Origin of the sequence: Erythrobacter donghaensis (genome assembly GCF_002155425.1) — a bacterium.
Classification (GTDB): Bacteria; Pseudomonadota; Alphaproteobacteria; order Sphingomonadales; family Sphingomonadaceae; genus Erythrobacter; species Erythrobacter donghaensis.
In genome coordinates this window covers 409076-435682 of record NZ_MUYG01000010.1, presented here as the reverse complement: position 1 = coordinate 435682, position 26607 = coordinate 409076, and the positions used below count along the sequence as shown (strand labels likewise).

Here is a 26607-nt window from a genome sequence, read left to right as displayed (position 1 = left end):
AGACCTGCCATGCTGATGACTCACGCCGACATCGCCCCGGCCCGCTTCTCCGCGGTGCTCGACGCGGCCGAGGCCGCCGCCCGCGCCATTCCGCCCGCCTTTCCGCTGGATGCGACCGTCGCGGTGAACCCCTTCCTCGGACAGACCGGAGAGGATCTCGCCGCCACCGCCGCGCGGCTGGCGCGGGTCGCCGGGGTGCGCGTCACCCAGACCGGCGCGGACTATGTCGCCGCCATCGCGCAAGGGACGATCAGCGCGGATGACCTCGCCGAAGCGCTCGCCGCCTCGCCCTCGCCGCTCAAGCCCGCCAATGTCACGGCGCTGCGGGAAGTGGCCGAAACGCTGGGCGCTGGCCCCGATCCGCGCGCGCTGCCGACTGTCGCCGATCTCGCCGCCGAAGCGACCGGGATCGACTGGCCCGCGCTGATCGACAAGTGCATCGGCCTGTGGGCCGCCGGTCACTTCGACCGCGGGCAGGCGCTGTGGTCGCCCGCCCCCGGCGCCGAGGCCTTCGCCGCCTGGCGCGCCTGGGCGATGCATGACCTCACCCCGGAAATCGCCGGGCTCGACGAGTTTTGCGCTCATGTCGCCTGCGCGCCCGACACCACCGAGCGCGCGATCCTTTCGGCGGCCGAAACCCTCGGCCTCACCGACGCCGCCGCGCCGACTGCGCTGCACCGGCTCGCCATGAGCCTCGGCGGCTGGGCCCAGCACGCGCGCTGGCTGCTGTGGCAAGCCGAATTGCGGGGCGACACCGACCGCACGCTGGTCGATCTCATCGCGATCCGCATGATCTGGGACGAAGCGCTGCTGGTGCAGACCCCCGCCATCGCCGCACAATGGGCCGAAACCGTCGCCGCCCACGCAGCGCCGCTCGCTCCTTCACCCGACGAGGTCGCGCTGGCGATCCTGCAGGACGCCGCCGATCGCGGCCACCAGCGCCGCCTTGCCGCCGCGCTCGAAGGCAATGCCGCGCCGGAGGTCACCCGCCCCTTCCTTCAAGCCGCCTTCTGCATCGACGTGCGCTCGGAAGTGTTCCGCCGTGCGCTGGAGAGCATCGATCCCGCGATCGCAACCATCGGCTTTGCCGGCTTCTTCGGCCTGCCGCTGGCCCACCACGCACATGGTTCGGACACGCTCGAAGCGCGCCTGCCGGTGCTGCTCTACCCGGCGGTCCACACCTCGAGCGCGGGCGATCCGGCGCGCGATCAGGCCAGCCGCATCGCCGCCCGCACCGCGCGCGCCTGGGGCCGGTTCCGGCAAGCCGCCGTCTCCTCCTTCGCCTTTGTCGAAGCGATGGGGCCGGTCTATGCAGTCAAGCTGGTGAAGTCGGCGCTGGGGCTGGCCAGCAAGCCCAAGGCCGAGCCCGCCCCGGAAGTGATCGGCGGCATGAGCGCCGAGGCCAAGGCCGATACCGGCGCGGCGGTGCTCAAGGCGATGAGCCTCACCAAGGGCCACGGCGCAATCGTGCTGCTGCTCGGCCATGGCGGGAACGTCACCAACAACCCGCACGAAAGCGCCTATCACTGCGGCGCCTGCGGGGGCTACACCGGCGAGGTCTCCGCTCGCTTGCTGGCGATCCTGCTCAACGACCCCGAAACCCGCGCCGGTCTGGCCGCACGCGGCGTAGAGGTTGCCGAGGATACGCTGTTCGTCGCCGGGCTGCACGACACGACCACCGATGCAATCACCCTCTACGAAGACAGCCTGCCGCCCGCGCGCAGCGGCGATCTGACGCGGGTGCGCACGTGGCTGGCACAGGCCGCCAAGCTCGCCCGGGCAGAACGCGCCGTGCGTTTGCCGGGCGCGCGCGGGGATGCTATCGCCGCGCGGGCGCTCAACTGGGCCGAGATCCGCCCTGAATGGGGCCTTGCCGGATGCGCCGCCTTCATCGCCGCCCCCCGCAGCGCGACCACGGGCCGCGACCTCGGCGGGCGGGCCTTCCTCCACTCCTATGACTGGCAGGCGGACGAAGGCTTCGGCACGCTCGAACTGATCATCACCGCGCCTGTCGTGGTGGCGAGCTGGATCAGCCTGCAATATTACGGCTCCAGCGTTGCGCCCGAGATGTTCGGCGGGGGCAACAAGCTGATCCATAATGTCGTCGGCGGTATCGGCGTGATCGAGGGCAATGGCGGAACCTTGCGCGCCGGGCTGCCGTGGCAGGCGGTGCATGATGGCGACAGGCTGATGCATGAACCGCTGCGCCTCAGCGTGATGATCGAAGCCCCGCGCGAGGAAATGCTGAGAGTGCTGGAGAAGCACCCGCAGGTGCGCGCGCTGTTCGACAATGGCTGGCTGCACCTGTTTGCGCTGAAGGACGGCAAGGTCGATGCCCGCTATGTGCCCGGACGCGGCTTTGCCGAAGCCGGACCGCAGAGCATGGCAGCCTGAGCCCGGGTGAAGCGGGAGAGCCCCTGACGCCTGTGGCGTGATTGCCACATCGCCCTGAAATATGGGAACATCTCATCTCCCCTCTGGCGCTGCGAGAACGCCAAGCTAAGACGCGCGCCCCGGATTCGATACCGGGTGCAAACAACAAAAAAGGAATAGAAATGCGTCTTGCTACTTTCGCCGCTGCGGCCTCTCTCGCCGCCATCGCCACCTCGGCCCAGGCCGACGAAACCCGCGTCGAAGTCCGCACCGGGATCGTGTGGTGCTGCGGCGTTTCGGACGAAACCATCGGTCTGGCCGTCGGGCACGACTTTGATCTCGGCGGCGACCTCTTCGCCGGCGTCGAGGCGGTGGCCGATACCAACTTCGATTTCGTCGACCCGACGATTGGCGTAAACGCCCGTCTCGGCACCAAGGTTGGCGACAACACCAAGGTCTTCGGCCTGGTCGGCTATGCCTATGAAACCGGATTCGATTTTGACGACGCGGTGATCGGCGCCGGCGTCCAGCACAATGTCAGCGAAAAGGCGCTGCTGAGCCTGCAGTATCAGCGCTACCTCGACAGCGACGTCAACCGCGTCGCGGTCGGCGTCGGCCTGCGCTTCTGATACTCGCGCAAGGGGGGTGGCGCAGCGCTGCCCCCCAAACGCCTTCCCGCCGACCCGCACGGGCCGGAGGCCATTCTGGACAGCACCGAAGGAAGAAGGTGGTGGACAGGGCTGGATTCGAACCAGCGTACGCTTGCGCGGGCAGATTTACAGTCTGCTGCCTTTAACCACTCGGCCACCTGTCCACACAGTCCCCTGCTCGAGGGGGGCGATTCTGGACGTTTCCGCCCTGAAAAAGCGCGAGTCCGTTGCCGGGCCCGCCGCCGAGAGGCGCCCCTTTGGCGAAGCACTGCTTGCCTGTCAATGGCCCTGCTGGCAGGGGGCGCGCATGAAATCGCCAGTCGGGAAGATGAAATGAGCAAAGGTGAACGCAAACGCGCCCTCAGGGGCCGCGCAGGCCGGATGAAGGGCGGGCGCGGGTCGGGCCGGGCGTCGAGCGGGCAGGTGCGCCTGTGGGGCCGCCATGCGGTCGAGGCCGCGCTCAAGAACCCCGAGCGTCAGCACAGGAAGCTGTGGGCCACGCCCGAGGGGCTCGAGAGCCTCGACGGCGAACTCCTCGCCGATTTCCCGATCGAGCACGCGCAAGCCGCCGATCTTGCGCGGCTGGTCGCCAAGGATGCGCCGCATCAGGGGCTGGTGCTGGAATGCGCGCCGCTGGAGGACGTGTTCCTCGATGAAATCGCCAATGGCGAGGCGGGCCGCCCGATCGTGGTGCTCGACCAGGTGACCGATCCGCACAATGTCGGCGCGATCCTGCGCTCGGCGGCGGCCTTCAACGCGGCGGCGATCGTGACGCAGGATCGCCATGCTCCGCCCGAAGGCGGCGTGCTGGCCAAGGCGGCCTCGGGAGCGCTCGAAAGCGTGCCCTGGGTGCGGGTGGTCAACCTCGCCCGCGCGCTGGAGGAGCTGGCCGAGGCCGGATACTGGCGCATCGGGCTGGCGGGGGAGGCCGAGGCGACGCTCGCCGACATCCTGCCCACCGGGCCGGTCGCGATCGTGCTGGGCGCGGAAGGCGAAGGGCTGCGCCAGAACATCGCCGCGCATTGCGACGTGCTCGCCCGCTTGCCGATTGCTTCGGCGATGGAGAGCCTCAACGTTTCGAACGCCGGCGCGATTGCGCTTTATGCGGTGGCAACGCGCGGGTAGAAGGCGGGTATGAGGGGGGTATTGCCATGACCATGTTGTCCACCATTCGCCTGCGCGCCGCCGCGCTGCTGGCGGGCTTCGCGCTTGTTTTGACCGGGTGCTTCATGAGCCCCGGCAAGTTTACCTCGGAACTTGTGCTGACCGGCCCCGATAGCTTCATCTTCAGCTATGAAGGCGAGATCTTCTTCCTCGGCCTCAGCAAGCTGGCGCAGATGGAAGCGGCGGGCGAGGCCTTTGCGCCCAGCTGCTTCGACGAAGAGACCTATGAAAGCCGCGACTGCACGCCCGAGGAAGAGGCCGAACAGCGCGCCGAGTGGGAGGCCGGTGCGGCCGAGCGCGCTGCCAGTGCCAAGAAGCAGGCCGAACAGATGGCCGCGCTGATGGGCGGCATCGATCCCTTCGACCCCAAGGCCGCCGACGAGCTGGTCAAGCTGCTGTCCCGCCAGAAAGGCTGGGAGCGCGTGGTGCACAAGGGCGACGGTGTGTTCGACGTCAGCTACCGCGTGACCGGCACCATGGGTCACGATTTCACCTTCCCGATGATCGAAGGCTTCCCGCCGACCAATCCCTTCGTGCAGGTGTTCCTGCGCAAGGGCGGTCAGGTGCGGATCAATGCGCCCGGCTTTGCCGCGCAGAACAGTGAGACCGGCGTGTTGGGGACGATGCTGGGGGCCGGTTCTTTCGCAACGATGGCCGCGATGGGTATGGCTAGCGAGGCGCAAGACGGCGATCAGGCCGCAGAGGCGATCCCCGGCATCCCCGCGCTAGACGGCACGTTCACCATGCGCACCACGGGCGCGATGCGAGTGCTGGCGAACAACACCGACGAAGGCCCCGCAGCAGAGACCACCGGCGAGGCACTGACCTGGCGCATCAGCCCGCGCACCGCGCAGCCGCCGACCGCCCTGATCGCCACCGGCGGCTGACCCGCCCAGCTCGCGCCGCCTACGAAAAACCCCGCCAGCCCCAATCGGCTGGCGGGGTTTTTCGTAGACGGCCTCAAGCTGATGCCCAGGCCGCGTTAGTTGACAGCGTCCTTCAGGCCCTTGCCCGCCTTGAACTTGGGCTGGGTCGAAGCCGGGATCGGCATCGGCGCGCCGGTGCGCGGGTTGCGGCCCATCGAGGCCTTGCGCTTGGCGACCGAAAAGGTGCCGAAGCCAACCAGCCGTACTTCATCGCCCGCTGAAAGCGCTTTGGTAATCGCGTCGAACACGCTTTCCACCGCGCTCGAGGCATCGCTTTTGGACAGGCCGCTGGCATCGGCGACGGCGCTGATCAGGTCGTTCTTGTTCATCTGTGAACCCCCTCGTGTCAGGATATCATTGATCGTTGGGAATCGCGTTCGTTCAAAGCCGGAAACTTGAGACGTTTTTACAGGGGCTGTCAAAGCCAAAAGGCCAAGCCAATTTGCCCGTGCGAAAAGCGCACAGAAATCCCAGGTCGAGCATCGGCGATACGGCTGAGGCCCGGCCACACAAGCCGTCTTCGAAAGAAAGCGACCCTGCCGCGAATCACGGCAAGGTCGCTGTTCTAGCGGCTCAATGTGCGGTTGGCACGTCCGGGCTTGCCGTCCCTGCCGCAGCAGGGGCACTGCCCGGCTGGCTGGCGAGATCATCGGCCTCGGTCCACTCGATCGCCTCGAGCGGCTGCACCAGTGCGCGCGCCAAAACCTCGTCGACATGAGCGACGGGGACGATCTCCAGCCCCGCCTTGGCGTTGGCAGGGATTTCGGCGAGGTCCTTGAGGTTCTCCTCGGGGATCAGCACTGTCTTGATCCCGCCACGCAGCGCGGCGAGCAGCTTTTCCTTAAGGCCCCCGATCGCCAGCACGCGCCCGCGCAGGGTCACTTCGCCGGTCATCGCCACGTCGGGGCGCACCGCAATCCCGGTGAGGGTCGAGACGATCGAGGTGACCATACCGATCCCGGCGCTCGGTCCGTCCTTGGGCACCGCGCCCTCGGGCAAGTGGATGTGGACGTTCTTGCGGTTGATCAGGCTCGGCTTGATCCCGTAGGCTGGCGCGCGCGCCTTGACGAAGCTGAACGCCGCGGCGACGCTTTCGTTCATCACCTGACCCAACTTGCCGGTGGTCTTGACCTCGCCCTTGCCGGGCGTGGTGACGCTTTCGATGGTGAGCAATTCGCCCCCCACCGAAGTCCAGGCGAGCCCGGTGACCGCGCCGACCTGCGCCTCCTCTTCGGACACGCCATGCTTGAAGCGGCGCACGCCGGAGAAATCGCCGAGGTTTTCTGGCGTGATGGTGATGCTGTCGGCCTTCTTTTCGAGAATCTGCCGCAAGGACTTGCGGCACAGCTTGGCAATCTCGCGCTCCAGCGTGCGCACGCCTGCCTCGCGGGTGTAGTAGCGGATCAGATCGCGCAGGGCCTCTTCGGTGAGCGTGAATTCGTCCGCCTTGAGCCCGTGCGCCTTGACCTGCTTTTCGATCAGGTGGCGCTGGGCGATCTCGACCTTCTCATCCTCGGTGTAGCCTTCGAGCCGGATGATCTCCATCCGGTCAAGCAGCGGCTGCGGCAGGTTGAGGCTGTTCGCGGTGCACACGAACATGATGTCGGAAAGGTCGAGGTCGAGCTCCAGGTAGTGGTCCTGGAACTTGGCGTTCTGCTCGGGGTCGAGCACTTCCAGCAGCGCCGAAGCCGGATCGCCGCGGAAGTCCTGGCCAAGCTTGTCGATCTCGTCGAGCAGGAACAGCGGGTTGCTGGTCCCGGCCTTCTTCAGATTGGCGACGATCTTGCCCGGCATCGAGCCTATGTAAGTGCGCCGGTGGCCGCGGATCTCCGCCTCGTCGCGCACCCCGCCGAGCGACTGGCGAACGAATTCGCGCCCCGTCGCCTTGGCGATGGACTTGCCCAGCGAGGTCTTGCCCACGCCCGGGGGGCCGACGAGGCACAGGATCGGACCTTTAAGCTTGTTGGTCCGCGCCTGCACCGCGAGATATTCGACGATGCGGTCCTTGACCTTCTCCAGCGCATAGTGATCCGCATCGAGGACTTCCTGCGCCTTGCCGATATCCCGCTTCAGCTTCGACTTCTTGCCCCACGGCAGGCCGAGCAGCACGTCGAGATAATTGCGGATCACCGTCGCCTCAGCGCTCATCGGCTGCATCGAGCGCAGCTTCTTCAGCTCGGCCTGCGCCTTGGCCTTGGCTTCCTTGGAAAGCTTGGCCTTCTCGATCTTTTCGGTCAGCTCGGCAATCTCGTTGCCTTCCTCGCCATCACCGCCGAGCTCGCTCTGGATCGCCTTCAGCTGTTCGTTGAGGTAATATTCGCGCTGGGTCTTCTCCATCTGGCGCTTCACGCGCCCGCGGATGCGGCGTTCGACCTGCAGCACCGACAGCTCGCCTTCCATGAAGGCCATCACGAGTTCGAGCCGCTTCAGCGGGCTGGTCTCGGTCAGCAGGCTCTGCTTGTCGGCCACCTTGGCGCTGATCGCGGCGGCAATGGTGTCGGCCAGCTGCCCGGCATCATCGACATCGGCCAGATCGACCCCGGCATCTTCGCCCATCTTCTTGTTGAGCTTGACGTATTCGCCGAACTGTTCGGTCACCTGCCGCATCAGCGCGGTGACCTCGCTGCCCGAGACGGTCTCGGGCGCGATCAGATCGACTTCGGCGAGCAGATGGGTTCCGACATTCTCGAGCGCGGAGAGGCGCGCACGGGTCTTGCCTTCGACCAGCACGCGCACCGTGCCGTCCGGCAGCTTGAGCAGCTGGAGCACCTGCGCGATCACGCCGACATCGTAAAGGTCATCGCCCTCAGGATCGTCACAGCCCGGATCGAGCTGGGCAAGCAGGACGATATCCTTGGAAGCTTCCATCGCCGCTTCAAGCGCAGCCACGGACTTGTCGCGCCCGACAAAGAGGGGGACGACCATGCCGGGGAAAACGACAATGTCGCGCAAGGGGAGGAGGGGGAAGGTCTGTGTCATGCCCAAGATATGGGAAGGCCTGTCCGCTCCCGCAATGGCATGGTCAGGCTAAGCTGTGGACGCCCGAGCGGCCCCCCTCACCCCATTCCGGGCAGGTTGAACCCCGGCGGCAGGCCCATCGAGCCCTGCATGTCGCGCATCTGCTGTTCCGAGACGCGGTCGGCTCGGTCGCGCGCGTCGTTGAAGGCGGCGGCGACGAGGTCTTCGAGGATCTGCTTGTCGTCGGGCACCATTAGGCTGTCGTCGATGCTCACGCCAAGGATTCGGCCCTTTGCGCTGGCGCGGACCTTCACGAGGCCTCCGCCCGCCGTGCCCTCGACCTCGATCGAGTCGAGCTTCACCTGCATCTCGTTCATCTGCTTCTGAATGGTCTCGGCGGCCTTCTGGGCGGCGGCCATCATTTCTTCCATCGACTTCATGGGCGGGGACTCCTCAATTCCATGGGGGGGCCGCGCCGCCGGCAGCGGCGCGCACGGGGGTGATCAGTTCGGCATCGGGAAAGGCTTCGAAGGCCGCCGCAACCAGCGGATCGGAGCGGATGCGCGCGTCTTCGGCGGCGGCGGCGGCCTCGGCCAGCTCTCTCAGGGAGGGCTGCGCGTCGCCCGTGCCGCGTTCGATCTGCCAGCGCTTGCCCGTCAGCTTGAACAGTGCCTCGCGGATGTCGGGCGCGGGATCGTCGGGGAAATTGTCGGCCTGCTGATAGACCAGCCGTTCGGGCCCGAGCTCGATCACCCGCACCCGGTCGCGCATCATCTGAGCGACGCGCAGCTGGCCCGCCGCATCGACCCGCTCGACCAGCGCGGCCCAGCCCTCCACCGGCGCTGCTGCGACGGGCGCAGCGGCTGGAGCGGCAGCGCCCTCGCCCGCCGGAGCCACCACGGGCGCACGCGCCGCCAATTCCTCGATCCGCCGCGCCAGCTTGCCCGGATCGGGCATTTGCGCAGCGTGAAGGATGCGCAGCAGCGCCATCTGGAGCGAGACCAGCGGATCGGGCGCGGTGCGCACTTCGTCATGACCCTTGAGCAGCAATTGCCACAGGCGGTGCAACTCTGAAGGGGCCAGCCGTTCCGCGAAATCCGCCAGCGCCGCGCGCTCCTCCTCCGCCGGGGCATCGGGCTCGCCGCCGCTGACCTGCGCCAGCGTCACCCTGTGGGTTAGATCCATCAACGCCCGCATCAGCGCCAGCGGCTCCACGCCAAGCGAATATAGTTCGTCAACAGCGGCTAGCAAGGCCTTGGCATCGCCTGCCAAAAGGTGCCCTAGCACACGGCGCTGCGCGCTCTTGTCAGCGAGCCCCAGCATGTCGCGTACGCGCTCAGCGGTGACCTTGCCCTCGCCGTCGAGATCGGCATGGGCGATGGCCTGATCGAGGATCGAAAGCCCGTCGCGCACTGAGCCTTCCGCCGCCGCCGCGATGATCGCGAGCCCCTCGGCCTCGGCCTCGACTCCCTCAAGGCGGCACACCTTGGCGAAATGCTCGGCCAGCATCGGAGCGGGGATACGGCGAAGGTCGAAGCGCTGGGTGCGGCTGAGCACCGTGACCGGCAGCTTGTCGACCTCGGTGGTGGCGAACAGGAACTTCACATGCGCGGGCGGTTCCTCAAGTGTCTTGAGCAAGGCATTGAAAGCATTGCGCGATAGCATGTGGACTTCGTCGATGATATAGATCTTGTAGCGCGCCGAGACCGCGGCATAGCGCACCTGCTCGATGATCTCGCGCACATCGTCGACCCCGGTGTTGGAGGCCGCGTCCATCTCGATCACGTCGATATGGCGTCCCTCCGCGATGGCCGTGCAGGCCTCGCACACGCCGCAAGGGTCGATCGTCGGCCCACCCTCGCCGTCCGGCCCAACGCAGTTCAATGCCTTGGCGATCAGCCGCGCGGTGGACGTCTTGCCGACCCCGCGCACCCCGGTCATCAGGAAGGCATGGGCCAGCCGCCCGCGCGCGATGGCATTGGCAAGAGTACGCACCATCGCTTCCTGCCCGATCAGTTCCGAGAAGGTCTGCGGACGATATTTGCGGGCGAGCACGCGATAGGGCTGGCTCGCGGCAGCGGGTGCGGATGCCGGTGCCGCAACAGGCGGCGACGCGGGCGCGGGTGCAGGCGCTGGTGTCGGCTGGGGCGGCGGAGCGGGGTCGCCGAACAGCGCGCTTTGCCCCGCAGCCTCAAGTTCGGCCGCGCTTGGGCCGGTGTCGGTGTCTTCGGGCAGATCGGGGTCGGAATCGCTCATGGCGCGAAGCTAGGCGCTCGGGCGCGGTTTGTCATTTGCGATGTAGGGGAAAAGGAGCCGGGCGACCCGCCGCAATCCACCTGAGCTGCTTCCTTCCGGACCTGACTCGGTGAGCAGACGCAAACGTCCACCCGACTCCCGGAGCGTCATATGGCGCGGCTGGCGGGGGATTTCAATCGGGATTCTCACATCAAACGGCTCGGAGAGCCGCAAGCGCGACCGCGCGCCCGCAGCGGGTGCAGCTATGCTGCGCGTCTAGCGAGGACGCAGCCCCGGATGGGGCTGCACAAGAAGATCAGCGAAAATTATCGGCGTAGGCCTGCAGCTTGAGCCGCTTTGGCGGCGTCGCGTGGACACGCGCGGGGATGCCGTATTTCTCGGCATAGGCCTTGGCCGCGTCCTTGCTCGGAAACGTCAGCCGCACCTGCGACTGGGTGTCTCCCGAGCCCGTCCAGCCCATCAGCGGATCGGCAAAGCGCGCCTGCGACTGTTCGAACTCCAGCACCCACTCATCAGTATGGGCCTTGCCGGACTGCATCGCGTGCTTGGTCTTCTGATAAATTCTCGCGGACATTTTTGTTTTCGATCCTCGCTCATGCAGCCTGACGGCTGCGTCGCTGCGGGCGGGCAGTCGCCCTTGCGGGCCGCTCCGCGTCCCGAATTGTGCCTGTCCGTTAGCTGGATTCTATTCGCGGTTGAAGGCGTTTTTGGTCTTCATGCTCGGCTTTTCGAGCCAGGGCTGATCGGGCCAGCGGTGCTTGGGATAGCGACCCTTCATGTCCTTCACCACATCGCGCCAGCTGCCGCGCCAGAAGCCGGGAAGGTTACGGGTCGACTGGACCGGACGCCCGCCGGGGCTGGTGAGCTTCAGCAGCAGCGGCGTGTTGCCGATCATCGGGTGCGTGTCGAGCCCGAATACCCCCTGCACCCGCACCTCGACACTCGGCGCATCGTCGCCCGCATAGTCGATCGGGTGGCGCGTCTCGGCAGGCGAGGTGAAGTGGGTGGGCGCGGCACGATCTAGCGCTTGCCGGTCGTTCCAGTCGATGAGGCCCAATGCGGCTTCGGCATAGCGGTGCGGCGCCAGCTCGAGATCGCGCCGCCCGGTGAGCAAAGGCGCGAGCCACTCGCCGGCCCGTGCGCGCAGAGCCTCGGGCGAGAGCGCCTCGACTCCCGCAAAGCGGGCCCGCGCGAGAAAGCCTGCGGGGAGCAGTTCTCCCAGCTTTTCCAGCGCCTTCTCCACAAGGATATCCACAAGCAACGCCGGATCGGGCGCGGGTTCGGGGACGCTCGCCAAAACGATCGCGCCGAGCCGCCGCTCGCGGCGCGCCTCGACGCGGTTTTTCTCACCGTTCCAGCGGGTTGTGACGCGTTCTGCAAGTTGTTCGGCAAACAGTGCCGCGATCCGGTCGGTGGCAATTTCGGCCCCGGCGGTGATGCGCGCCCCCTTGGCCTGCCCGTGCGCGTCGCCGATCACGATCCACTCCGCGCGCGCGAGCGGCGAAGCAGGGTCAAGGATATAGCCGCGCCCGCCTGCGCTGATCCAGTGCTCGCCTGACGCATCACGGCGGCGCGCTACGAAATCGGGCCGGGCGAGCGCCAGCGCCTCGGCGGCATCGGCAGCGGGGCTTGCGCCGATAACCCCAGCCAGCTTGCGCGCCTGCCCTGCCCATCCCCTCGCGATCCCCGCCGCCGCTGTGCTGCGCGGTGCCCGGTCGCCGCGCCAGCGAGCGAGACGTTGCAGCAGGTCTTCCCCACGCCCGCCCAGCCCGCGTTCCTGCAACAGCATCACGAGCCGCGCCGCATCCTCGCCGCAGCCCGCCGCCGCGCCGTGGAGCACCGCGGCGGCCTGATCGGGGGCCATCGGCAGGCTCGCGATCGCTTCGCCCAGCGGCGTGATCCGCCCTGCCGCATCGAGCGCGCCGAGCGCCTCCAGCGCCTGCCGCGCCGCCGCGACCGAAGCCTCGGGCGGGGGATCAAGCCAAGGCAGCGCCGCCGGGCTCACCGTGCCCCACTTCGCCAGCCGCAGCAGCAGCGGGGCGAGATCGGCTTGAAGGATCTCGGGCGGCGCGAATTCCGGACGGCCGGCGTGGCCCGCTTCCTCCCACAAGCGGTAGGCGACCCCGAGGCCCTGACGCGCCGCTCGGCCCGCGCGCTGCGCTGCCGAGGCCTGCGAGGCGCGCCGGGTGACGAGATGCGTTGTGCCCGCCGCACGGTCGAACGCGGCGAGGCGCGCGAGGCCGCTGTCCACCACCACGCTCACCCCGTCCAATGTCAGCGAGGTTTCGGCAATCGCGGTCGCCAATACGATCCGGCGGCGGCGTTCCGGGTCGCGGCGGATCGCGGCGCGCTGGGCGGCAGGCTCGATCTGCCCGTGGAGCGCGTGGATCGGCACCCCGGCCAAGCGCGGCTCCAGTCGCTCGCGCACACGCTCGATCTCCCGCACGCCGGGCAGGAAGGCGAGGATGTCGCCCTCCTCCTCGCGCCATGCGGTCATCACCGCGGCGGCCATGCGATCCTCGATCGCCTGCGAACCGTCGCCGCCAAGCCATTTGATTGTCAGCGGAAAGCTGCGTCCCTCGCTTTCGATCACCGCGGCGCCTTCGCCTAGCAGCCGGCCAAACCGAGCGCCGTCGATGGTGGCGGACATCACCAGCACGCGCAGATCCTCGCGCAGCACGGCGCGGGTTTCGAGCGCCAGCGCCAGCCCCAAGTCGCTATCGAGCGCACGCTCATGCGCCTCGTCGAAAAGAAGAGCGGACACCCCCGGAAGCTCCGGATCCTCGACCAGCCGGTTCACGAGGATGGCCTCGGTGACCACAAGGATACGGGTCTTCGCCGAGGTCTTGCTGTCGAGGCGGGTCATGTAACCCACGGTCTCGCCCGGCTTTTCACCGAGCATCTCGGCCATGCGCTCGGCGGCGGCGCGGGCGGCGACGCGGCGGGGGGAGGTGAGGATGATCCGGCCGCTGCACCATGCCTCGCCCAGCAGATCGGGAGCGACCGCGGTGGTCTTGCCTGCCCCCGGCGGCGCGATCAGCACGCCCGCGCCGTCGCCCGCCAGCGCGGAGCGGATTTCGGGCAGGACTGCGTGGATGGGAAGGTCGGGGCGCATCACCCCGCCCGATAGCCTGCTCAGTGCCCTCGCGCGACCGCGAATTGCGCCGCTTCGGCCATGGCCGCGCGGGCCTTGCTGTCGGGGAAGATCGAGATGGCATCGATTGCCCGGTGCGCGAAGTGGCGGGCGCGTTCGCGGGTGTCTTCCACCGCGTTGTGCTTGCCGATCAGGTCGATGGCGTGGGCGAGATCATCGTCCGAGGTGCGGTGGCCGATGATCGCGTCTTTCCAGAACTTGCGCTCGTCCTCGTTACCGCGCGCATAGGCAAGGATCACCGGGAGGGTCATCTTGCCCTCGCGGAAATCGTCGCCCTGATCCTTGCCCATTTCAGCGGCGTCAGAATCGTAGTCGATAGCGTCATCGACCAGCTGGAAGGCGACGCCGAGATTGCGGCCATAGGCTTCGAGCGCGCGCTCCTGCTCCTCCGAACATTCGGCTACCACCGCGCTGATCTGGCTCGCGGCGGCGAACAGCGCGGCTGTCTTGGCGCCGATGATGTGGAGATATTGCTCTTCGCTGGTGTTGATCTGGCGCTGGGCCGAGAGCTGCGAGACCTCACCCTCGGCGATCACCGCGCTGGCGCGCGACAGGATCGAAAGGACACGCAAGCTGCCGTCCTCGGTCATCAGCTCGAAAGCGCGGCTGAACAGGAAATCGCCGACCAGCACGGTCGCCGGATTGCCGAAGATGATATTGGCCGCTGCCTTCCCGCGCCGCAGCTCGCTGCCATCGACGACATCGTCGTGCAGCAGCGTGGCGGTGTGGATGAACTCGACCGCCGCGGCGAGCTTATGGTGGCGCGTGCCCTTGTATCCGACCAGTTCGGCGCCCGCGAGCGTCAGCATCGGGCGCAGCCGCTTGCCGCCGCCGCTGATGAGGTGTCCGGCGAGGCGCGGGATCAGCGGGATCTCGCTCTGCATCCGGTCGAGGATGACCGCATTGACCGAATTCATGCCGCCCGCCGTCAGCGACAGCATCGGATCGAGTGTCGGCCGGTGGCGCGGCAGGGGAATGATGTCGGCACTCATGCTGCTTTGGCTCCTAGGGCCGCCCGCGCGTGCTTGGCAAGCGCAGAATTGGTGCTACTTTTGCGCGCTATGGCGCATGATCTGCAAAGCTCTCCCGTTCCCGACCCCGTGCTTGCGGGGTTCCGCAAGAGCATCGACAATATCGATGCCGCGCTGATCCACATGCTGGCGGAGCGGTTCCGGATCACGCAGGCGGTGGGGGAGTACAAGGCCAGGGCCACCCTGCCCCCCGCCGATCCCGACCGGGAGGCGCGCCAGATCGCCCGGCTGCGCAAGTTGTCGGAGGAGGCCGATCTCGACCCCGAATTCTCCGAAAAATTCCTGCGCTTCATCATCGACGAGGTGATCCGCCATCACGAGCGGGCGGCAGCGGGCTGAGCGCAGCTTACGGCCTGTCCGTATCCGCATCGGCAGGGCTTTCACTCTCGCGCGCCATGATCGGCGGCGCAGGCTGGAGCAGCGGCGGCGCGGTTTCGGCTTGGGATTGCTTGGCCACCTCGCGCAGCAATTCCGCCCGCTGGCGCAGGATGCGGCGCTGGTTCTTGGTGAGGCTGCGATAACTTCTCTCGCCGATCGCGTTGCCCCTGCCGTTGCGCGTCAGCGGTACGCCGAGGCAGGTCGCATCCTGCCCGCGGGCTTCGTCGCATTGCGGACCGACGCCGGTGCGGTCGATCTCCGGCACGGCATAGGGGTTGTTGAAGACGGTGCGCTGGCCCTCAAGCGAATCGGACGAGGCACAGCCTGCCAGCATGATGGCAGCAAGGCCTGCGGTGCAGCGGAACAGGATCATCGCGGCGCCTCCCCGTTTGGCGAGCCAAAATCAATCGCTTGACCGCTCTGAACCGGCCCTGAACCGGCACGCAAAAAGGGGCACGCAGCCGGGTCGCTTGCTGCGTGCCCCGCGGCGCGGGCGGCCCGTCCCACCAGATCGGGCCGCGCGCTGCCGTCATGCTCGCTCCAATCGGGGTGGCAGGCGCGCAGGGCCGCATCGCCTGCCAGAGCGCGGCATGAAGACTTGGCGGATCAGCCGCGCGGACGGCGCGCGCGCGGCGGGCGGCTGACGCCCTCGGCACGGGTGCGGGTGACCGAGCGGCTCACCTGCCCGTCGCTGCGGGTGGTGGCACGGCTGCGCGATGCGAGCGTATCCCCGGCGCTGTTGGTGACCGACTGGCTGGCCTGCGAATTGCCCTGCCCGTCGCGGCTGCGGCTGCCTGCGAGGCCATAGGTGTCCCCGCGCCGCCCGGTGGCAGTGCCGGAGAAGGTCGATCCGTCCTCGGTACGGGTGCGTTCGCCTTCGAGGCTGCGGCTGCGGCCCTGCGGACCGGTCTGGACCACGCCGATGGTCGATCCGGTCTCGGTGCGCTGGCGCTGGGCGCTGCTGCTGGCCGTGTTGCCGGTGTTGAGATTGGTGACCTCGCGATCGCGGGTGGCGGTGCCGGCGTCGCGGTCGACCGTCGTGGTTTGCGCGGCGCTGACATTGGGGCCTTCAAAGGTCTTGGTGCGGGTTTTCTCCTGCGCGGCGGCAGGCATGCTGAGTGCGAGCGCCGAGAGCGCGGCGAGCATCACGGGGGTCTTGATCATGGCGCATATCCTCCATCTTAATCATGGGCTTGCGGGGTTGTCCCGGCAAACCTTGTGAAGTGCAGCCGGTGACAAGGAGGAAACGTCGCAAGGTGCGATACCCTTCGCGCTTCGAGCGATTTTTCTACTCGGAAGGCGTGGGCGCGGCCGAAGGTTCGACCGACGGAGCCGGGCTCGGGGCCGCGGCGGCTTCGGCACGGCGGGCGCGGAACTCCTCGATCAGCGCGCGGCGTTCTGCCGGGGGCAGGCGGCGCAGCGCCTCGCGGCGTTCCTCGGGCGAGAGGCGGCGCAACTCGCGCAGGCGTTGCTGGCGTTGGAGGGCCTGCGCATCCTCGCGCAGGGGCTGGAGCACGTCCTGCCGGGTGAGCGCCTCGCCGCTTTCGACCTTGCGCGCCAGCTCCTCGCGGCGCGCGGCGACGACGTCGTCGACCCTTTGCTTGCGGCGGGCCTGAGCATTGTCGATCCGCTCGCGCAGCTGCGCCTCTTCCTCGGACGTTGGCACCCTCAGGCCGGCGGCGCGGCGGCGTTCGATTTCGGCATCGATGCGCTGGTCGATGCGCGATTGCCGGGCAGCAAAACGACCGTCGCGCACCGCGTCGATGCGACGGAAGGCTTCGGAGAGTTCCTCGGGCGTGTCGATCGGGCCGACGATTTCGACTGGGGCGAGCGCCGCAGCGGCACTCGCCTGCGCGGCAGGCACGGGCGGCGGAGCCACCGGCGCGGCGGCGACCTTGGCGGGCTTGCCTGTGAGGCTCGCCCACACCTTTTCGGCCGAGGGCACGGGGATGTCGAAACGTTCGAGCAGCCCCGTCGCCGCCGCCGCGCTCGCCAGCGCAGTGAAGCTGGCAAGGCCGATGACGACGCGCTGCCCCACCCGCCAGCCACGCCGCCGGGCGGGCGCGCGGCGCAGCGGCGGCAGCGGCGCGAGATCCGGTGCGGCGCGGGCTTCGGCGGCTGCCAGCACCCGGTCGGCGAACCCGACGGAGAGGCTGGGGGCGGCAAAGTCGTCCAGCTTGCGCGCCAGCGGGCTGCCGGGGGCAATGGGTGCGCCGGGATCGGGATCGGTGGCGCTCATGGCGCGTCTCCTTGCGCGGCGAAGGCCTGCCGCAGCGCCGCACGGGCACGGTGAAGCAGGCTTTCGAAGGCCTTGATGTTCATGTCCAGGGCCGCCGCCGCTTCGACATTGGGCATCTCCTCGTAATAGGTCAGGACGATCGCCGCGCGCTGGCGATCAGGCAGAGCCGCAATCAGCGCGCGCGCCTGGCCGTCGCGCTGCTCGGCAGCGATCAGCGCATCGGCGAGCGGCGCACCGTCCGCGCTGTCAGGCACTTCCGCGTCCGACAGGCGGCGGGTGCGGCGCAAGCGGTCGATCGCGAGATTGCTGACGACGCGGGTCAACCAGCCGCCGAGGCGCAAGGTCCCCGCCGCCGGGCTCCCGACCGAATGGCGCGCGGCGATGGTCGGCGCCTGATCCCACAATCGCAAAACCGCCTCCTGCACAATATCCTCAGCCTCGTGATCATCGCCCGTCATGCGGAAGGCGATGCGGTGGAGCACGGGGCCATGCTGCGCGATCACGGCGCGCAAGGCTTCCGCCTCACGCGCCGCCAGCCGCGCGGCGAGCACGGCATCGCCCCCGCCCTCGGCAGGGCGATGGGCGGTGGGGGAAGGCTCGCCGCTGGCTGTCATCCTGTCTCGCGCAAATGGCCCCGTTTGCGTGGGGCCCGGTGAGCCCCTGATGCTGACAACGCCGCAGCGGGCGAAACCCTTCGCGCCTTCCCGCGTACCGTCACTCGGCGCGCGGCAGGCGCAGTTCGACCAGCAGCCCGCCCAAGTCCTCGCTCTCCCGCAGCGTGACGTTGCCGCCGTAGATTTCCGCGACATCGCGCACGATCGCAAGGCCAAGCCCCGTGCCCGGCTTGCCCGTATCGAGGCGCACGCCGCGATCGAATATGCGGATACGCTCGGCTTCGGGAATGCCAGTGCCGTCATCCTCGACCCAGATCACGCACATCTTGGGGTCGCGCGGCGTGTCGTCATCCTCGGGGTCGATCGTCACGAAGACCGAGCCGCCGCCATATTTGGCCGCGTTCTCGATCAGGTTGCCGAGCAGCTCGTCGAGATCCTGCCGCTCCATCGACACAGTCGCATCGCGGCTCCCGGCGATGTCGAGGCGACCTTCAGGATAGAGCCGCTCGACCGCGCGGCGCACTGCCTCGGCGCTTGCCATCACATTGGTGCGCGCATGTCCGACCGCACGGCGACCCACGGCGCGGGCACGGGCGAGGTGGTGGTCGACGTGGCGCTGCATGGTGCGGGTTTCCCGGAACACCGCTTCGCTGAGCTTGGGATCTTGCGCGGTCGCAGCATTGGTCAGCACGGTCAGCGGCGTCTTGAGCGCATGGGCGAGATTGCCCGCATGGCGCCGGGCTTCCTCAGCCTGCCGCTCCGAATGTTCGATCAACGCGTTGAGCTCGTCCACCAGCGGCTGCACTTCCAGCGGCAGCGGCTCGGTGATGCGCCCCGCCCCGGTGGTGCGCAGGTTCTGGATCGCCGCGCGCACCCGCCGCAAGGGCGATAGACCATAGCGGATCTGAAGCAGCGCCATCACGAGGAGACCGAGGCCCAGCACCACGAAGCTCCAGATCAGAATCAGCCGTACGCGGGATATCTGCGCGTCCATCTGCTCGGTTGCGCTGGCGACGGCGAAGGTCCAGCGGGTCTCGCTGCCCGGCAGGATCACGGTGCGCTCGGCAATCCGGATCGGCTCGCCGGGGAACTGCGCAGAGTTGTAGAAATGCACATCGGCATCGAAGTGCTCGCCCTTCTCCCGGGAGCCTTCCAGCTCCATCGTCCGGTCCCACAGGCTGCGCGAGGCGATGGGTTCGAAGTCGCCGCCGCTGATCTGCCAGTAGAGGCCGCTGCCGGGTTCGAGGAACCGCTGGTCGCCCAGCGCGCGGTAGAACCACACCTCGCCGAACGGATCGATCTCGGCCGAGGCGATCATGGCGGTGAGAATGTAATCAAGCTGCTCGTCGAAATTGGCTTCGACCTGTCGGGTGAGCGTCCGTTCGAGCGCGATGCCGCCGCCCAGCAGCAGCACGAAGATCCAGCCTGCCGCGATCAACCCCATGCGCCGCGCAAGACTGGCGCGGGGCTTGGGGGCAGCGGGCGGCGCGGCTGCGGCTACGCTATCCGGCGCGCCAGCGCCCTCGCCCGCAGGCAAGACCGCAGGTGCATCGCCGCCGGACGCCCGCTCAGGCGCGGGGTGCGTCGGCGGGGTCGTCGAGGCTGTAACCGAGGCCACGGATGGTCGTTATCACGTCTGCGCCAAGCTTCTTGCGGATGCGGGTGACGAAGACTTCGATGGTGTTCGAATCCCGGTCGAAGTCCTGATCGTAGATATGCTCGATCAGCTCGGTGCGGCTGACCACCTTGCCCTTGTGGTGCATGAGGTAGCTGAGCAGCTTGTATTCCTGCGCGGTCAGCTTCACCGGCTCACCCGAAAGCGTCACCCGGCCCGAACGGGTGTCCAGGCGCACGTCGCCGGCGGTGAGTTCCGAGGAGGTGTTGCCCGAAGCGCGTCGGATCAAAGCGCGCAGGCGGGCGATCAGCTCTTCGGTCTGAAACGGCTTGGCGAGGTAATCGTCGGCGCCGGCATCCAGCCCTGCGACCTTATCGCTCCAGCTGTCGCGCGCGGTCAGGACCAGCACTGGGAAGGTGCGCCCTTCGCGGCGCCACATGCCGAGCACGGTCAGCCCGTCGATTTCGGGCAGGCCCAGATCGAGCACCACCGCATCATAATCCTCGGTCGAGCCCATGAAGTGCCCGTCCTCACCATCGGCAGAGAGATCGACGGCATAGCCCTGCCCCTCCAGCGTCGACTTCAGCTGCGCGCCGAGCGTGGGTTCGTCTTCGACGATCAGAATGCGCATGAACCACCATACCCTTGAATTGTGTTGGCCGGTTGGTGCGCTTTTGGCGGGGATGCGTCAAGCAAGGCACCCGCCGCCGCACCGCGGCTGTCCCCGAAAGATGCGCGCATCTGCCCGGCCCGTCAGCGCGACCGGCCGATGACACGCCCGGTGCGGGCATCGACATCGACATAGGTCACGCGGCCATCCTTGATGAACTTGAGGCGATAGGCCCGTGCGGTCGAATCATAGGCAAAGCCGAGATATTCCGCGCCCTTCATGGTCGGCAGGATCCGCGCCTCGATCTCGCGCGAACGCATGATGTTGCCCGCCTCGGCCTCACGCCGGGCCTCGCCCTGATCGCCGCGCGGCTGATCCTGCGCCGATGCGGGCATCGGGGCCAGGGCGAGCGCGGCAAGCGCGGACAGGAGGAGGGCGGAGCGGTGTTTCATAGTGTGACCATGCCTATCCGCCCTCCATTGAACAAGCCGTGAATGACTTAACGGGCCGCCGGGCCGCCGACCATCTCGTAAGTGATGGCGACATTGACGCCGGTCTGGACCATGCCTGGCTGCACCGGCGGTGCCGAAGCGGTGAGTTCGATTGCGTCGCGCGACTTGCTCATCGGCATCGGCCCCATGCCCTGCATCGCCTCGCTGATCGAGAGAACGCGGACGTTCTGGTAGCCGAGCATCGCGGCATAGGCCTTCGCCTGCGCGTTGGCGCGCTCGACCGCGCGCTTGCGGGCGGCGTCCTTTGCGGCGGTATCGTCGTCGATCGAGAAGTCGGGGCCGCTCAGATCGGTCGCCCCTGCCTCGACCAGCGCATCGAGCACGCGGCCCGTATCGTCGATCTTGCGCAGGATCACATTGACGCGGTTCGAGGCCTGATAACCCCGGAACACCTGCCGCTGGGATTGCTGATCGTAATCGTAGCGGGCATTGAGATTGATCCCGGTGGTCTGGATGTCCTTCTCGGCCACGCCCGAAGCCTTGATGCGCGCGATCACCTTCTGCATCTCGGCCGAGTTCTGGCGCAACGCCTCGGTCGCGGTGAGGGCTTCGGTGGTGACGCCCGCACCGATGGTTACGAGATCGGGGGCGACCTCCACACTCTCGAAGACGCTGAGTTCGACCACCGGCCCGGTGGCAGCGATGTCGATCTGCGGCGCAGCGGCGGCGATCGCGGGCATGCTCAGGGCGGCAGCGGCAACAGAAAGGGTAAGGGGCTTCAACATGGGCAATTCTCCGTTTCGCTGTGCGCATGGCGCGCCTCGGCTTTCGCGGGACTGAACCGTGGCGTTTCCGGCAATGTTCCGTCTCTTGTGGCGGGCGCCGTCAGCGCCTAGGTGGCGCATCGCATGGCACAGCCCCCCATCTTCTCGCTCGAAGGCATCGCGTTGCAACAGGGCGGCCGCTGGCTGTTCGGCGGGCCGACGCCCACCAGCGGCGCGGCGCCGATCGACCTGCACGTGCTCCCCGGCGATCGGCTGGCGCTGATCGGCCGCAACGGCGCGGGCAAGACCACGTTGCTCAAGATCATCACCGGCAAGATCGAGCCGGATCGCGGACATCGGCGGGTGAAGCCGGGCACGCGGATCGTGTTCCTCGAACAGGACCCCGATCTTTCGAGCTACGCCACGCTGATGGACTTTGCCATCGGCGGCGAGGATGCGCCCGCCGCGCACGAGGTGGATGCTATCGCCGGCCAGCTCGGGATCGACATGAGCCGTCCCGCTGCCACCGCCAGCGGTGGCGAGCGGCGCCGCGCCGCCATCGCCCGCGCGCTGGCGCAGGAGCCCGATCTGCTGCTGCTGGACGAGCCGACCAACCACCTCGATCTGGCCGCAATCGACTGGTTGGAGGACTGGCTGAGCCGCTATCGCGGGGCCTTCATCACGATCAGCCACGACCGCACCTTCCTCACCCGTCTGACCCGCGCGACCCTGTGGCTCGACCGCGGGACGCTGCGGCGCAAGGAGGTCGGCTTCGGCGGGTACGAGGCGTGGGAGGAGACCGTCTACGCCGAGGAAGCGCGCAACGCCGACCGGCTCGATGCCAAGCTCAAGATCGAGGCGCATTGGCTGGAGCGCGGGGTGACCGCGCGGCGCAAGCGCAACCAAGGGCGGCTTGAGAAGCTGCACCAGATGCGCGCCACGCGGGCCGCGATGATCTCGGGCGCGGGGACGGCCAAGCTCAAGCTGTCGAGCGATGATGACTTCAAGTCGAAGTCGGTGATCGTCGCCGAAGGCATCTCGAAGTCCTTCGGGGAGCGCGCGATCGTCAAGCCCTTCTCCCTGCGCATCCAGAACGGCGACCGCATCGGCATCGTCGGCGCGAACGGCGCGGGCAAGACCACGCTGCTGAAGCTGCTCACCCGCGAGCTTGAACCCGACACCGGCACTGTCACCCATGCGCGCACGCTGACCGGGGTGATGATCGACCAGCAGAGGAAGCTGCTCGAACCGGGCGCGACCGTGCGCCAGATCCTCGCTGAAGGCGGCGACTGGATCGACGTGCGCGGGGTGCGCAAGCATGTCATGGCCTACCTCAAGGACTTCCTGTTCGATCCCGGCCTGGTCGACACCAAGGTCGGCATACTCTCGGGCGGGGAGCGCTCCCGCCTGCTGCTGGCCCGCGAATTTGCGCGCACCGCCAACCTCTTGGTGCTCGACGAGCCAACCAACGACCTCGACCTCGAAACGCTCGACCTGTTGCAGGAGGTGATCGCTGATTTCGACGGCACCGTGCTGATCGTCAGCCACGACCGCGACTTCCTCGACCGCACCGTGACCGTCACGCTCGGGCTCGACGGGTCGGGGAAGGTGGACATTGTGGCGGGCGGCTATGCCGACTGGGAGGCCAAGCGCAAACCCGGCAACAAACCCGCCAAGACCGCACAACAACCCGTGCATGACCGCTCAACGCCCTCGCAACAACCCGGCGCACCGTCAAAGCCCGCTGCCGCGCCCAAGCTGACCTACAAGGACCAGCGCGATTACGAGATCCTGCCCGCACGGATCGAAGAGCTCGAAGCGATCATCGCCAAGGGCGAAGCCCTGCTGGCCGACCCCGGCCTCTACACCAGCGACCCCAAGCGGTTCGCCACGATCAGCGAAGGCATCGCCAATGCCCGCGCCGAGAAGGACGCCGCCGAGGAGCGCTGGCTGATGCTGGCGGAAATGGTCGAGGGCTGATGGCTCCGGCGCCTCCTGTTGGAGACACATGAGACACTGTCCAGGAGCAAAACTCCCGCCCCGCCGGATCAGGTGATCTGGTAGTAGTCCGCCACCCGCTCCAGCGCGATCGCGAGCACCAGCTTGCCGCTGCGCGCGGGCCAGCCGAGGCTCTTTTCGGCCTCGGGCAGCGCCTCGCCCGCGCAGACCACGCGCCACAGGATGTCCTCCAGCCCCTTGCCCGCAGCGCGGATGGCCCCGTCGAAGCGCTGACGCGCGGCGATCTGCTTTTCGGACGGTGCCAGGCCGCGATCGCCGGTCGATTTCACCCGCACCGGATCCCAGCGCATAGTGATGTTTGCGGGCAGCGCGCTGCGCTCGTAATCGGCGCGCAGGGCCTCGCCCGCGTCGAGCAGCCGCGTGGGCAGATGCCCGCGTGCGTGCAGCCAGGCGAGCGGGCTTTCGGCCAGATTGACCGTCACCGTGCGGCGCGGACGCGCGTCGCTCTTGATCGCGCCACGACGCGGGCCTTCGGGCGTAAGCTCTCGTTCGGCGAGATGGCGTTTCATGCTGGTTCCTTTGCGATTGGGCGCAAAACCGGACTTGCCAAGTCAGCACATCTGTAGGAAAGGGAAAACCAATTCGGTTAAATCTGCTGGAGTGACATGACCAACCGCATCCGCGACATCCGCAAGGCGAAGGGGCTGACGCTGGCAGACCTCGCCGCCGCCTGCGACCCGCCCACCACCGCGCAGACCATCGGGCGGCTGGAGACCGGGATGCGGCAATTGTCGCTTGGCTGGATGAACAAGATCGCCGCCGCGCTCGGCGTGGAGCCCGCCAGCCTGATGCGGGACGAGACCGGCGCGCGGGCGCAGATCGTCGCTGAACTCGGCGCAACCGGTCCCGAGGCGCTCTCCACCCCGCGCGAGGCAGTGCTGCCGCACGAGCTGGCGGGCGAAGATGGCCCGCCGCCGCTGGTGCTGGCGATCACCGCCAGCATCGGAGAATATCGCGCGGGCGATCTGCTCTGGCTGCGCCCGATCGCTCCATCTGCGGTGCAGTCGGCGATCAACCGCGATTGCCTCGTCCCCCGCTCCGGCGGGCGCTTCGCCTTCGGGCGGCTGATCGACCGGCGCGACACGTTGGTCGGCCTGCTGCCGCCGGGTGCGGGGCAGAAGCAGGTGGTGGTCGACAATCCGGCATGGGTGGCGGTCGCCTTCATGCTGGTGAGACCGCTTTAAGGCCGCCGGAGCTAAAGGTGCGCCCGTGAAGCACGTCCTCGCTCTCTCGACGCTCTATCCCAACCCGGTCAATCCGCGGTTCGGCACCTTCGTCGCGCGCTCGCTGGAGGCGCTGGCCAAGCGCGGGGACTGGCGGGTGACACTGGTCAATCCGATCGGCCTGCCGCCACTGGCGCTGGGTCGCTATCGCCCGCTCGCCGATCTGCCCGACGTGGCCGTGGAAGGCGGCGTAACCGTCTACCGCCCGCGCTTCACGCTGATCCCGCGTATCGGCGCGCGGCGCAATGCGGCGGCCATCTCCCGGGCCGCGCTCCCGCTGGTGGAGCGCATCCATGCCGCCACGCCAATCGACATGCTCGACGCGCAGTTCTTCTTCCCCGATGGCCCCGCCGCGGCGGAGATCGCACGCGCGACCGGCCTGCCGCTGTCGATCAAGGCGCGGGGGAGCGATATCAGCTTCTGGGGCGAGCAGGATTTCGCCCGCCGCCAGATGCTCGATGCGGCCGAGGCGGCAACCGGACTGCTCGCTGTCAGCCGCGATCTCGCCGGGCAGATGGCTGCGATGGGGATGGATGCGGACAAGATCACGCTGCACTACACCGGCCTCGACCGCGACCGCTTCCGCCCGCTCGGCCACACGCAGCTGCGCCGTCAGCTGAGCGTTGAGCTGGGCTTTGCCATGCCCGACACTGCGCCGCTGCTCGCCTGCGTCGGCGCACTGATCGAGCGCAAGGGGCAGGGAATCGCCATCGCGGCCTTGCAGGACATTCCCGGCGCGCGGCTGGTACTGATCGGCAAGGGCGAGAACGAGGCGGCCCTGCGCGTGCAGGCGGCGCGCGAGGGTGTGGCGGACAGGGTGTTCTTCGCCGGATCGGTCGATCACGACCTGATGCCGCTGCTGCTGTCAGCCGCCGATGTGATGGTGCTGCCGACGGTCAGCGAAGGGCTCGCAAATGCCTGGGTCGAAGCGCTCGCCTGCGGGACGCCAGTGGTGACCTGCGATGTCGGCGGCGCGCGCGAACTGATCGCGAGCGAGACCGCCGGGCGGTTGGTGGCACGCAATCCGCAGGCGGTGGCCGCCGGGATCAACGCGGTGCTCAACAACCCGCCCCCCCGCGAGGCCGTGGCCGCGCTGACCGAGCACTTCAGCTGGGAAGCAAACGCAGCCGCGCTGGCCGCGCATTACGAGGCCTTATTGGCCCGGTAATCGCGGGAGCGGGTCGCCCCGCTCCCCGCTTACACCTCGCCGCGCGCGATCTTTTCCTGCCGGTCGACCGCGCTTTCGGTCTGGACGAAGCTGTTGGTCGTCACCCCCATCCAGATCAGCAAGGGCCCTGCCATGTAGATCGAGGAATAGGTGCCGATGAACAGGCCCACGGTGATCGCCGCGACCATGCCGAACAGACTCGGCGGGCCGAAGATCAGCAGCGGGATCAGCGCGATGAACAGCGTCAGCGAGGTCATCACCGTGCGCGCCAGCGTTTCGTTGACCGACAGATCGAGCAGATCGCCCATGTCCATCTTGCGGTATTTCTTCAGGTTCTCGCGGATGCGGTCATAGACGACGATGGTATCGTTCAGCGAATAGCCGATGATCGCAAGGATCGCCGCGACGATCTGCAAGCTGAACTCCATCTGCGTCAGCGCAAACAGGCCGAGCGTCACCGACACGTCGTGCACCAGCGCGAACATCGCGCCGACTCCGAACTGCCATTCGAACCGCACCCAGATATAAAGCGACACCGCCGCCATCGCCGCCAGAAGCGCAAGGATCGCCGAATTGCGGAACTCGCCAGCGACCTTGCCGGACACGGTGTCGTTGCCGTCCTTCCGGGCGTCGGGATATTCGGTGGTGATCGTGGCGATCACCTTGTCGCCGATCGCGCGTGCGGCACCGGGGGTATCCTCGGCCCCTTCGGGCAGGGGCACGCGCACCGAGACCTGGTTGGGCGCGCCGAATTCTTGCACCACCGGGCTGCCATAGCCAAGCCCCTCGACCAGCTCGCGCAGCTGCGGGATGGGTGCGGTCTCGCGCTCCTGAAAGGTCATGCGCACTTCCTGCCCGCCTGCAAAATCGACGCCGAAGTTGAGGCCGTTGACCGCCACCGCCGCCCAGCTGCCGAGGATCAGCACGAGGCTGACCACGAAGAACGGCACGCGCAGCTTCAGGAACTTGATATTGGTGTTGTCGGGGACGAGCTTCAGAAGTTTCATCGTCTC

25 protein-coding genes, 1 tRNA gene and 1 other RNA gene are annotated in these 26607 nt (G+C 67.9%); 8 read left to right on the top strand and 19 right to left on the bottom strand.

The window, feature by feature from the left end:
• Positions 1-9 precede the first annotated feature (9 nt).
• A complete protein-coding gene (locus tag BZF59_RS10590; protein ID WP_086608204.1) occupies positions 10-2394 on the top strand; it encodes a YbcC family protein in 2385 nt (794 codons plus the stop codon).
• A gap of 161 nt (positions 2395-2555) precedes the next feature.
• Positions 2556-3002, top strand: a complete 447-nt coding sequence (locus BZF59_RS10585) for an outer membrane beta-barrel protein (protein WP_086608203.1) — start codon at positions 2556-2558, stop codon at positions 3000-3002.
• Between the two features lie 99 nt (positions 3003-3101).
• Here BZF59_RS10585 and BZF59_RS10580 read toward each other — a convergent pair.
• Positions 3102-3187 (bottom strand) — tRNA-Tyr (locus BZF59_RS10580).
• A 169-nt stretch (positions 3188-3356) separates the two neighbouring features.
• Between BZF59_RS10580 and rlmB the strand changes: the two genes are divergently transcribed.
• A complete protein-coding gene (rlmB, locus tag BZF59_RS10575; RefSeq protein WP_158094297.1) occupies positions 3357-4148 on the top strand; it encodes a 23S rRNA (guanosine(2251)-2'-O)-methyltransferase RlmB in 792 nt (263 codons plus the stop codon).
• Between the two features lie 26 nt (positions 4149-4174).
• On the top strand, positions 4175-5074 hold the full coding sequence (locus tag BZF59_RS10570; protein ID WP_086608201.1) for a hypothetical protein: 900 nt from the start codon (positions 4175-4177) through the stop codon (positions 5072-5074).
• 95 nt (positions 5075-5169) lie between these two features.
• Here the strand turns inward: BZF59_RS10570 and BZF59_RS10565 are convergent, their stop codons facing one another.
• From BZF59_RS10565 to BZF59_RS10530, 8 genes are all read right to left on the bottom strand, one after another.
• Complete coding sequence (locus BZF59_RS10565; protein ID WP_086608200.1) at positions 5170-5442, bottom strand: HU family DNA-binding protein; 273 nt, start codon at positions 5440-5442, stop codon at positions 5170-5172.
• Between the two features lie 244 nt (positions 5443-5686).
• Positions 5687-8092, bottom strand: a complete 2406-nt coding sequence (gene lon, locus BZF59_RS10560) for an endopeptidase La (protein WP_086608199.1) — start codon at positions 8090-8092, stop codon at positions 5687-5689.
• Between the two features lie 77 nt (positions 8093-8169).
• Positions 8170-8511 carry a YbaB/EbfC family nucleoid-associated protein gene (locus BZF59_RS10555; protein WP_086608198.1) on the bottom strand — a complete coding sequence of 114 codons (342 nt, stop codon included), beginning with the start codon at positions 8509-8511 and terminating at the stop codon, positions 8170-8172.
• Between the two features lie 13 nt (positions 8512-8524).
• Positions 8525-10327 carry a DNA polymerase III subunit gamma/tau gene (locus BZF59_RS10550; RefSeq protein WP_086608197.1) on the bottom strand — a complete coding sequence of 601 codons (1803 nt, stop codon included), beginning with the start codon at positions 10325-10327 and terminating at the stop codon, positions 8525-8527.
• A 47-nt stretch (positions 10328-10374) separates the two neighbouring features.
• Positions 10375-10469, bottom strand: an RNA gene (gene ffs / locus BZF59_RS10545) — signal recognition particle sRNA small type.
• Between the two features lie 153 nt (positions 10470-10622).
• Positions 10623-10901, bottom strand: a complete 279-nt coding sequence (locus BZF59_RS10540; protein WP_086608196.1) for an ETC complex I subunit — start codon at positions 10899-10901, stop codon at positions 10623-10625.
• A gap of 111 nt (positions 10902-11012) precedes the next feature.
• Entirely contained in the window at positions 11013-13442 is a 2430-nt protein-coding gene (gene hrpB / locus BZF59_RS10535) for an ATP-dependent helicase HrpB (RefSeq protein WP_086608195.1), read from the bottom strand.
• Between the two features lie 20 nt (positions 13443-13462).
• Positions 13463-14473 (bottom strand): polyprenyl synthetase family protein, encoded by a 1011-nt coding sequence (locus tag BZF59_RS10530; protein ID WP_086608194.1) that lies wholly within the window; start codon positions 14471-14473, stop codon positions 13463-13465.
• 69 nt (positions 14474-14542) lie between these two features.
• Here BZF59_RS10530 and BZF59_RS10525 point away from each other — a divergent pair, with 69 nt between their 5' ends.
• Positions 14543-14851 carry a chorismate mutase gene (locus BZF59_RS10525; protein ID WP_086608193.1) on the top strand — a complete coding sequence of 103 codons (309 nt, stop codon included), beginning with the start codon at positions 14543-14545 and terminating at the stop codon, positions 14849-14851.
• Positions 14852-14858: 7 nt separating this feature from the next.
• On the opposite strand, the gene BZF59_RS10520 is transcribed toward BZF59_RS10525, so the two are convergent.
• The 8 genes from BZF59_RS10520 to BZF59_RS10485 all read right to left on the bottom strand — a co-directional run bounded on the left by BZF59_RS10520 (position 14859) and on the right by BZF59_RS10485 (position 21205).
• Positions 14859-15263: a hypothetical protein gene (locus tag BZF59_RS10520; RefSeq protein WP_086608192.1), complete on the bottom strand. Its 405-nt coding sequence runs from the start codon at positions 15261-15263 to the stop codon at positions 14859-14861.
• 233 nt (positions 15264-15496) lie between these two features.
• A complete protein-coding gene (locus BZF59_RS10515) occupies positions 15497-16054 on the bottom strand; it encodes a hypothetical protein (protein ID WP_086608191.1) in 558 nt (185 codons plus the stop codon).
• 124 nt (positions 16055-16178) lie between these two features.
• Positions 16179-17129 carry a hypothetical protein gene (locus BZF59_RS10510; protein WP_086608190.1) on the bottom strand — a complete coding sequence of 317 codons (951 nt, stop codon included), beginning with the start codon at positions 17127-17129 and terminating at the stop codon, positions 16179-16181.
• Positions 17126-17743: a sigma-70 family RNA polymerase sigma factor gene (locus tag BZF59_RS10505; RefSeq protein WP_086608189.1), complete on the bottom strand. Its 618-nt coding sequence runs from the start codon at positions 17741-17743 to the stop codon at positions 17126-17128. The genes BZF59_RS10510 and BZF59_RS10505 overlap by 4 nt, the downstream gene beginning before the upstream one ends.
• A 100-nt stretch (positions 17744-17843) precedes the next feature.
• On the bottom strand, positions 17844-19361 hold the full coding sequence (locus BZF59_RS10500; RefSeq protein ID WP_245806111.1) for a sensor histidine kinase: 1518 nt from the start codon (positions 19359-19361) through the stop codon (positions 17844-17846).
• The gene (locus BZF59_RS10495) at positions 19312-19989 is read right to left on the bottom strand and encodes a response regulator transcription factor (protein WP_086608187.1); all 678 of its coding nucleotides are present in this window, start codon (positions 19987-19989) and stop codon (positions 19312-19314) included. Before BZF59_RS10495 ends, BZF59_RS10500 begins: the two co-directional genes overlap by 50 nt.
• 122 nt (positions 19990-20111) lie before the next feature.
• Entirely contained in the window at positions 20112-20420 is a 309-nt protein-coding gene (locus BZF59_RS10490) for a PepSY domain-containing protein (RefSeq protein ID WP_086608186.1), read from the bottom strand.
• Positions 20421-20467: 47 nt separating this feature from the next.
• Complete coding sequence (locus tag BZF59_RS10485) at positions 20468-21205, bottom strand: SIMPL domain-containing protein (protein ID WP_086608185.1); 738 nt, start codon at positions 21203-21205, stop codon at positions 20468-20470.
• Between the two features lie 123 nt (positions 21206-21328).
• On the opposite strand from BZF59_RS10485, the gene BZF59_RS10480 reads away from it, so the two are divergent.
• A complete protein-coding gene (locus tag BZF59_RS10480) occupies positions 21329-23164 on the top strand; it encodes an ABC-F family ATP-binding cassette domain-containing protein (protein ID WP_086608184.1) in 1836 nt (611 codons plus the stop codon).
• A gap of 68 nt (positions 23165-23232) precedes the next feature.
• On the opposite strand, the gene BZF59_RS10475 is transcribed toward BZF59_RS10480, so the two are convergent.
• Positions 23233-23712: a DUF6456 domain-containing protein gene (locus BZF59_RS10475; RefSeq protein ID WP_086608183.1), complete on the bottom strand. Its 480-nt coding sequence runs from the start codon at positions 23710-23712 to the stop codon at positions 23233-23235.
• A gap of 96 nt (positions 23713-23808) precedes the next feature.
• Between BZF59_RS10475 and BZF59_RS10470 the strand changes: the two genes are divergently transcribed.
• Together BZF59_RS10470 and BZF59_RS10465 are read left to right on the top strand one after the other, a co-directional pair.
• Positions 23809-24387: a helix-turn-helix domain-containing protein gene (locus BZF59_RS10470; protein WP_086608182.1), complete on the top strand. Its 579-nt coding sequence runs from the start codon at positions 23809-23811 to the stop codon at positions 24385-24387.
• A gap of 25 nt (positions 24388-24412) precedes the next feature.
• Positions 24413-25594 carry a glycosyltransferase gene (locus BZF59_RS10465; RefSeq protein WP_086608181.1) on the top strand — a complete coding sequence of 394 codons (1182 nt, stop codon included), beginning with the start codon at positions 24413-24415 and terminating at the stop codon, positions 25592-25594.
• Positions 25595-25623: 29 nt separating this feature from the next.
• Here the strand turns inward: BZF59_RS10465 and secF are convergent, their stop codons facing one another.
• The gene (secF, locus tag BZF59_RS10460) at positions 25624-26601 is read right to left on the bottom strand and encodes a protein translocase subunit SecF (RefSeq protein ID WP_086608180.1); all 978 of its coding nucleotides are present in this window, start codon (positions 26599-26601) and stop codon (positions 25624-25626) included.
• Between the last annotated feature and the right edge of the window lie 6 nt (positions 26602-26607).

What these genes read in the sequence shown, in the direction of transcription:
- BZF59_RS10590 (WP_086608204.1), top strand. Translation starts at nt 10, where the DNA reads ATGCTGATGACTCACGCCGACATCGCCCCGGCCCGCTTCTCCGCGGTG.
- BZF59_RS10585 (WP_086608203.1), top strand. Translation starts at nt 2,556, where the DNA reads ATGCGTCTTGCTACTTTCGCCGCTGCGGCCTCTCTCGCCGCCATCGCC.
- rlmB (WP_158094297.1), top strand. Translation starts at nt 3,357, where the DNA reads ATGAGCAAAGGTGAACGCAAACGCGCCCTCAGGGGCCGCGCAGGCCGG.
- BZF59_RS10570 (WP_086608201.1), top strand. Translation starts at nt 4,175, where the DNA reads ATGACCATGTTGTCCACCATTCGCCTGCGCGCCGCCGCGCTGCTGGCG.
- BZF59_RS10565 (WP_086608200.1), bottom strand. Translation starts at nt 5,442, where the DNA reads ATGAACAAGAACGACCTGATCAGCGCCGTCGCCGATGCCAGCGGCCTG.
- lon (WP_086608199.1), bottom strand. Translation starts at nt 8,092, where the DNA reads ATGACACAGACCTTCCCCCTCCTCCCCTTGCGCGACATTGTCGTTTTC.
- BZF59_RS10555 (WP_086608198.1), bottom strand. Translation starts at nt 8,511, where the DNA reads ATGAAGTCGATGGAAGAAATGATGGCCGCCGCCCAGAAGGCCGCCGAG.
- BZF59_RS10550 (WP_086608197.1), bottom strand. Translation starts at nt 10,327, where the DNA reads ATGAGCGATTCCGACCCCGATCTGCCCGAAGACACCGACACCGGCCCA.
- BZF59_RS10540 (WP_086608196.1), bottom strand. Translation starts at nt 10,901, where the DNA reads ATGTCCGCGAGAATTTATCAGAAGACCAAGCACGCGATGCAGTCCGGC.
- hrpB (WP_086608195.1), bottom strand. Translation starts at nt 13,442, where the DNA reads ATGCGCCCCGACCTTCCCATCCACGCAGTCCTGCCCGAAATCCGCTCC.
- BZF59_RS10530 (WP_086608194.1), bottom strand. Translation starts at nt 14,473, where the DNA reads ATGAGTGCCGACATCATTCCCCTGCCGCGCCACCGGCCGACACTCGAT.
- BZF59_RS10525 (WP_086608193.1), top strand. Translation starts at nt 14,543, where the DNA reads ATGGCGCATGATCTGCAAAGCTCTCCCGTTCCCGACCCCGTGCTTGCG.
- BZF59_RS10520 (WP_086608192.1), bottom strand. Translation starts at nt 15,263, where the DNA reads ATGATCCTGTTCCGCTGCACCGCAGGCCTTGCTGCCATCATGCTGGCA.
- BZF59_RS10515 (WP_086608191.1), bottom strand. Translation starts at nt 16,054, where the DNA reads ATGATCAAGACCCCCGTGATGCTCGCCGCGCTCTCGGCGCTCGCACTC.
- BZF59_RS10510 (WP_086608190.1), bottom strand. Translation starts at nt 17,129, where the DNA reads ATGAGCGCCACCGATCCCGATCCCGGCGCACCCATTGCCCCCGGCAGC.
- BZF59_RS10505 (WP_086608189.1), bottom strand. Translation starts at nt 17,743, where the DNA reads ATGACAGCCAGCGGCGAGCCTTCCCCCACCGCCCATCGCCCTGCCGAG.
- BZF59_RS10495 (WP_086608187.1), bottom strand. Translation starts at nt 19,989, where the DNA reads ATGCGCATTCTGATCGTCGAAGACGAACCCACGCTCGGCGCGCAGCTG.
- BZF59_RS10490 (WP_086608186.1), bottom strand. Translation starts at nt 20,420, where the DNA reads ATGAAACACCGCTCCGCCCTCCTCCTGTCCGCGCTTGCCGCGCTCGCC.
- BZF59_RS10485 (WP_086608185.1), bottom strand. Translation starts at nt 21,205, where the DNA reads ATGTTGAAGCCCCTTACCCTTTCTGTTGCCGCTGCCGCCCTGAGCATG.
- BZF59_RS10480 (WP_086608184.1), top strand. Translation starts at nt 21,329, where the DNA reads ATGGCACAGCCCCCCATCTTCTCGCTCGAAGGCATCGCGTTGCAACAG.
- BZF59_RS10475 (WP_086608183.1), bottom strand. Translation starts at nt 23,712, where the DNA reads ATGAAACGCCATCTCGCCGAACGAGAGCTTACGCCCGAAGGCCCGCGT.
- BZF59_RS10470 (WP_086608182.1), top strand. Translation starts at nt 23,809, where the DNA reads ATGACCAACCGCATCCGCGACATCCGCAAGGCGAAGGGGCTGACGCTG.
- secF (WP_086608180.1), bottom strand. Translation starts at nt 26,601, where the DNA reads ATGAAACTTCTGAAGCTCGTCCCCGACAACACCAATATCAAGTTCCTG.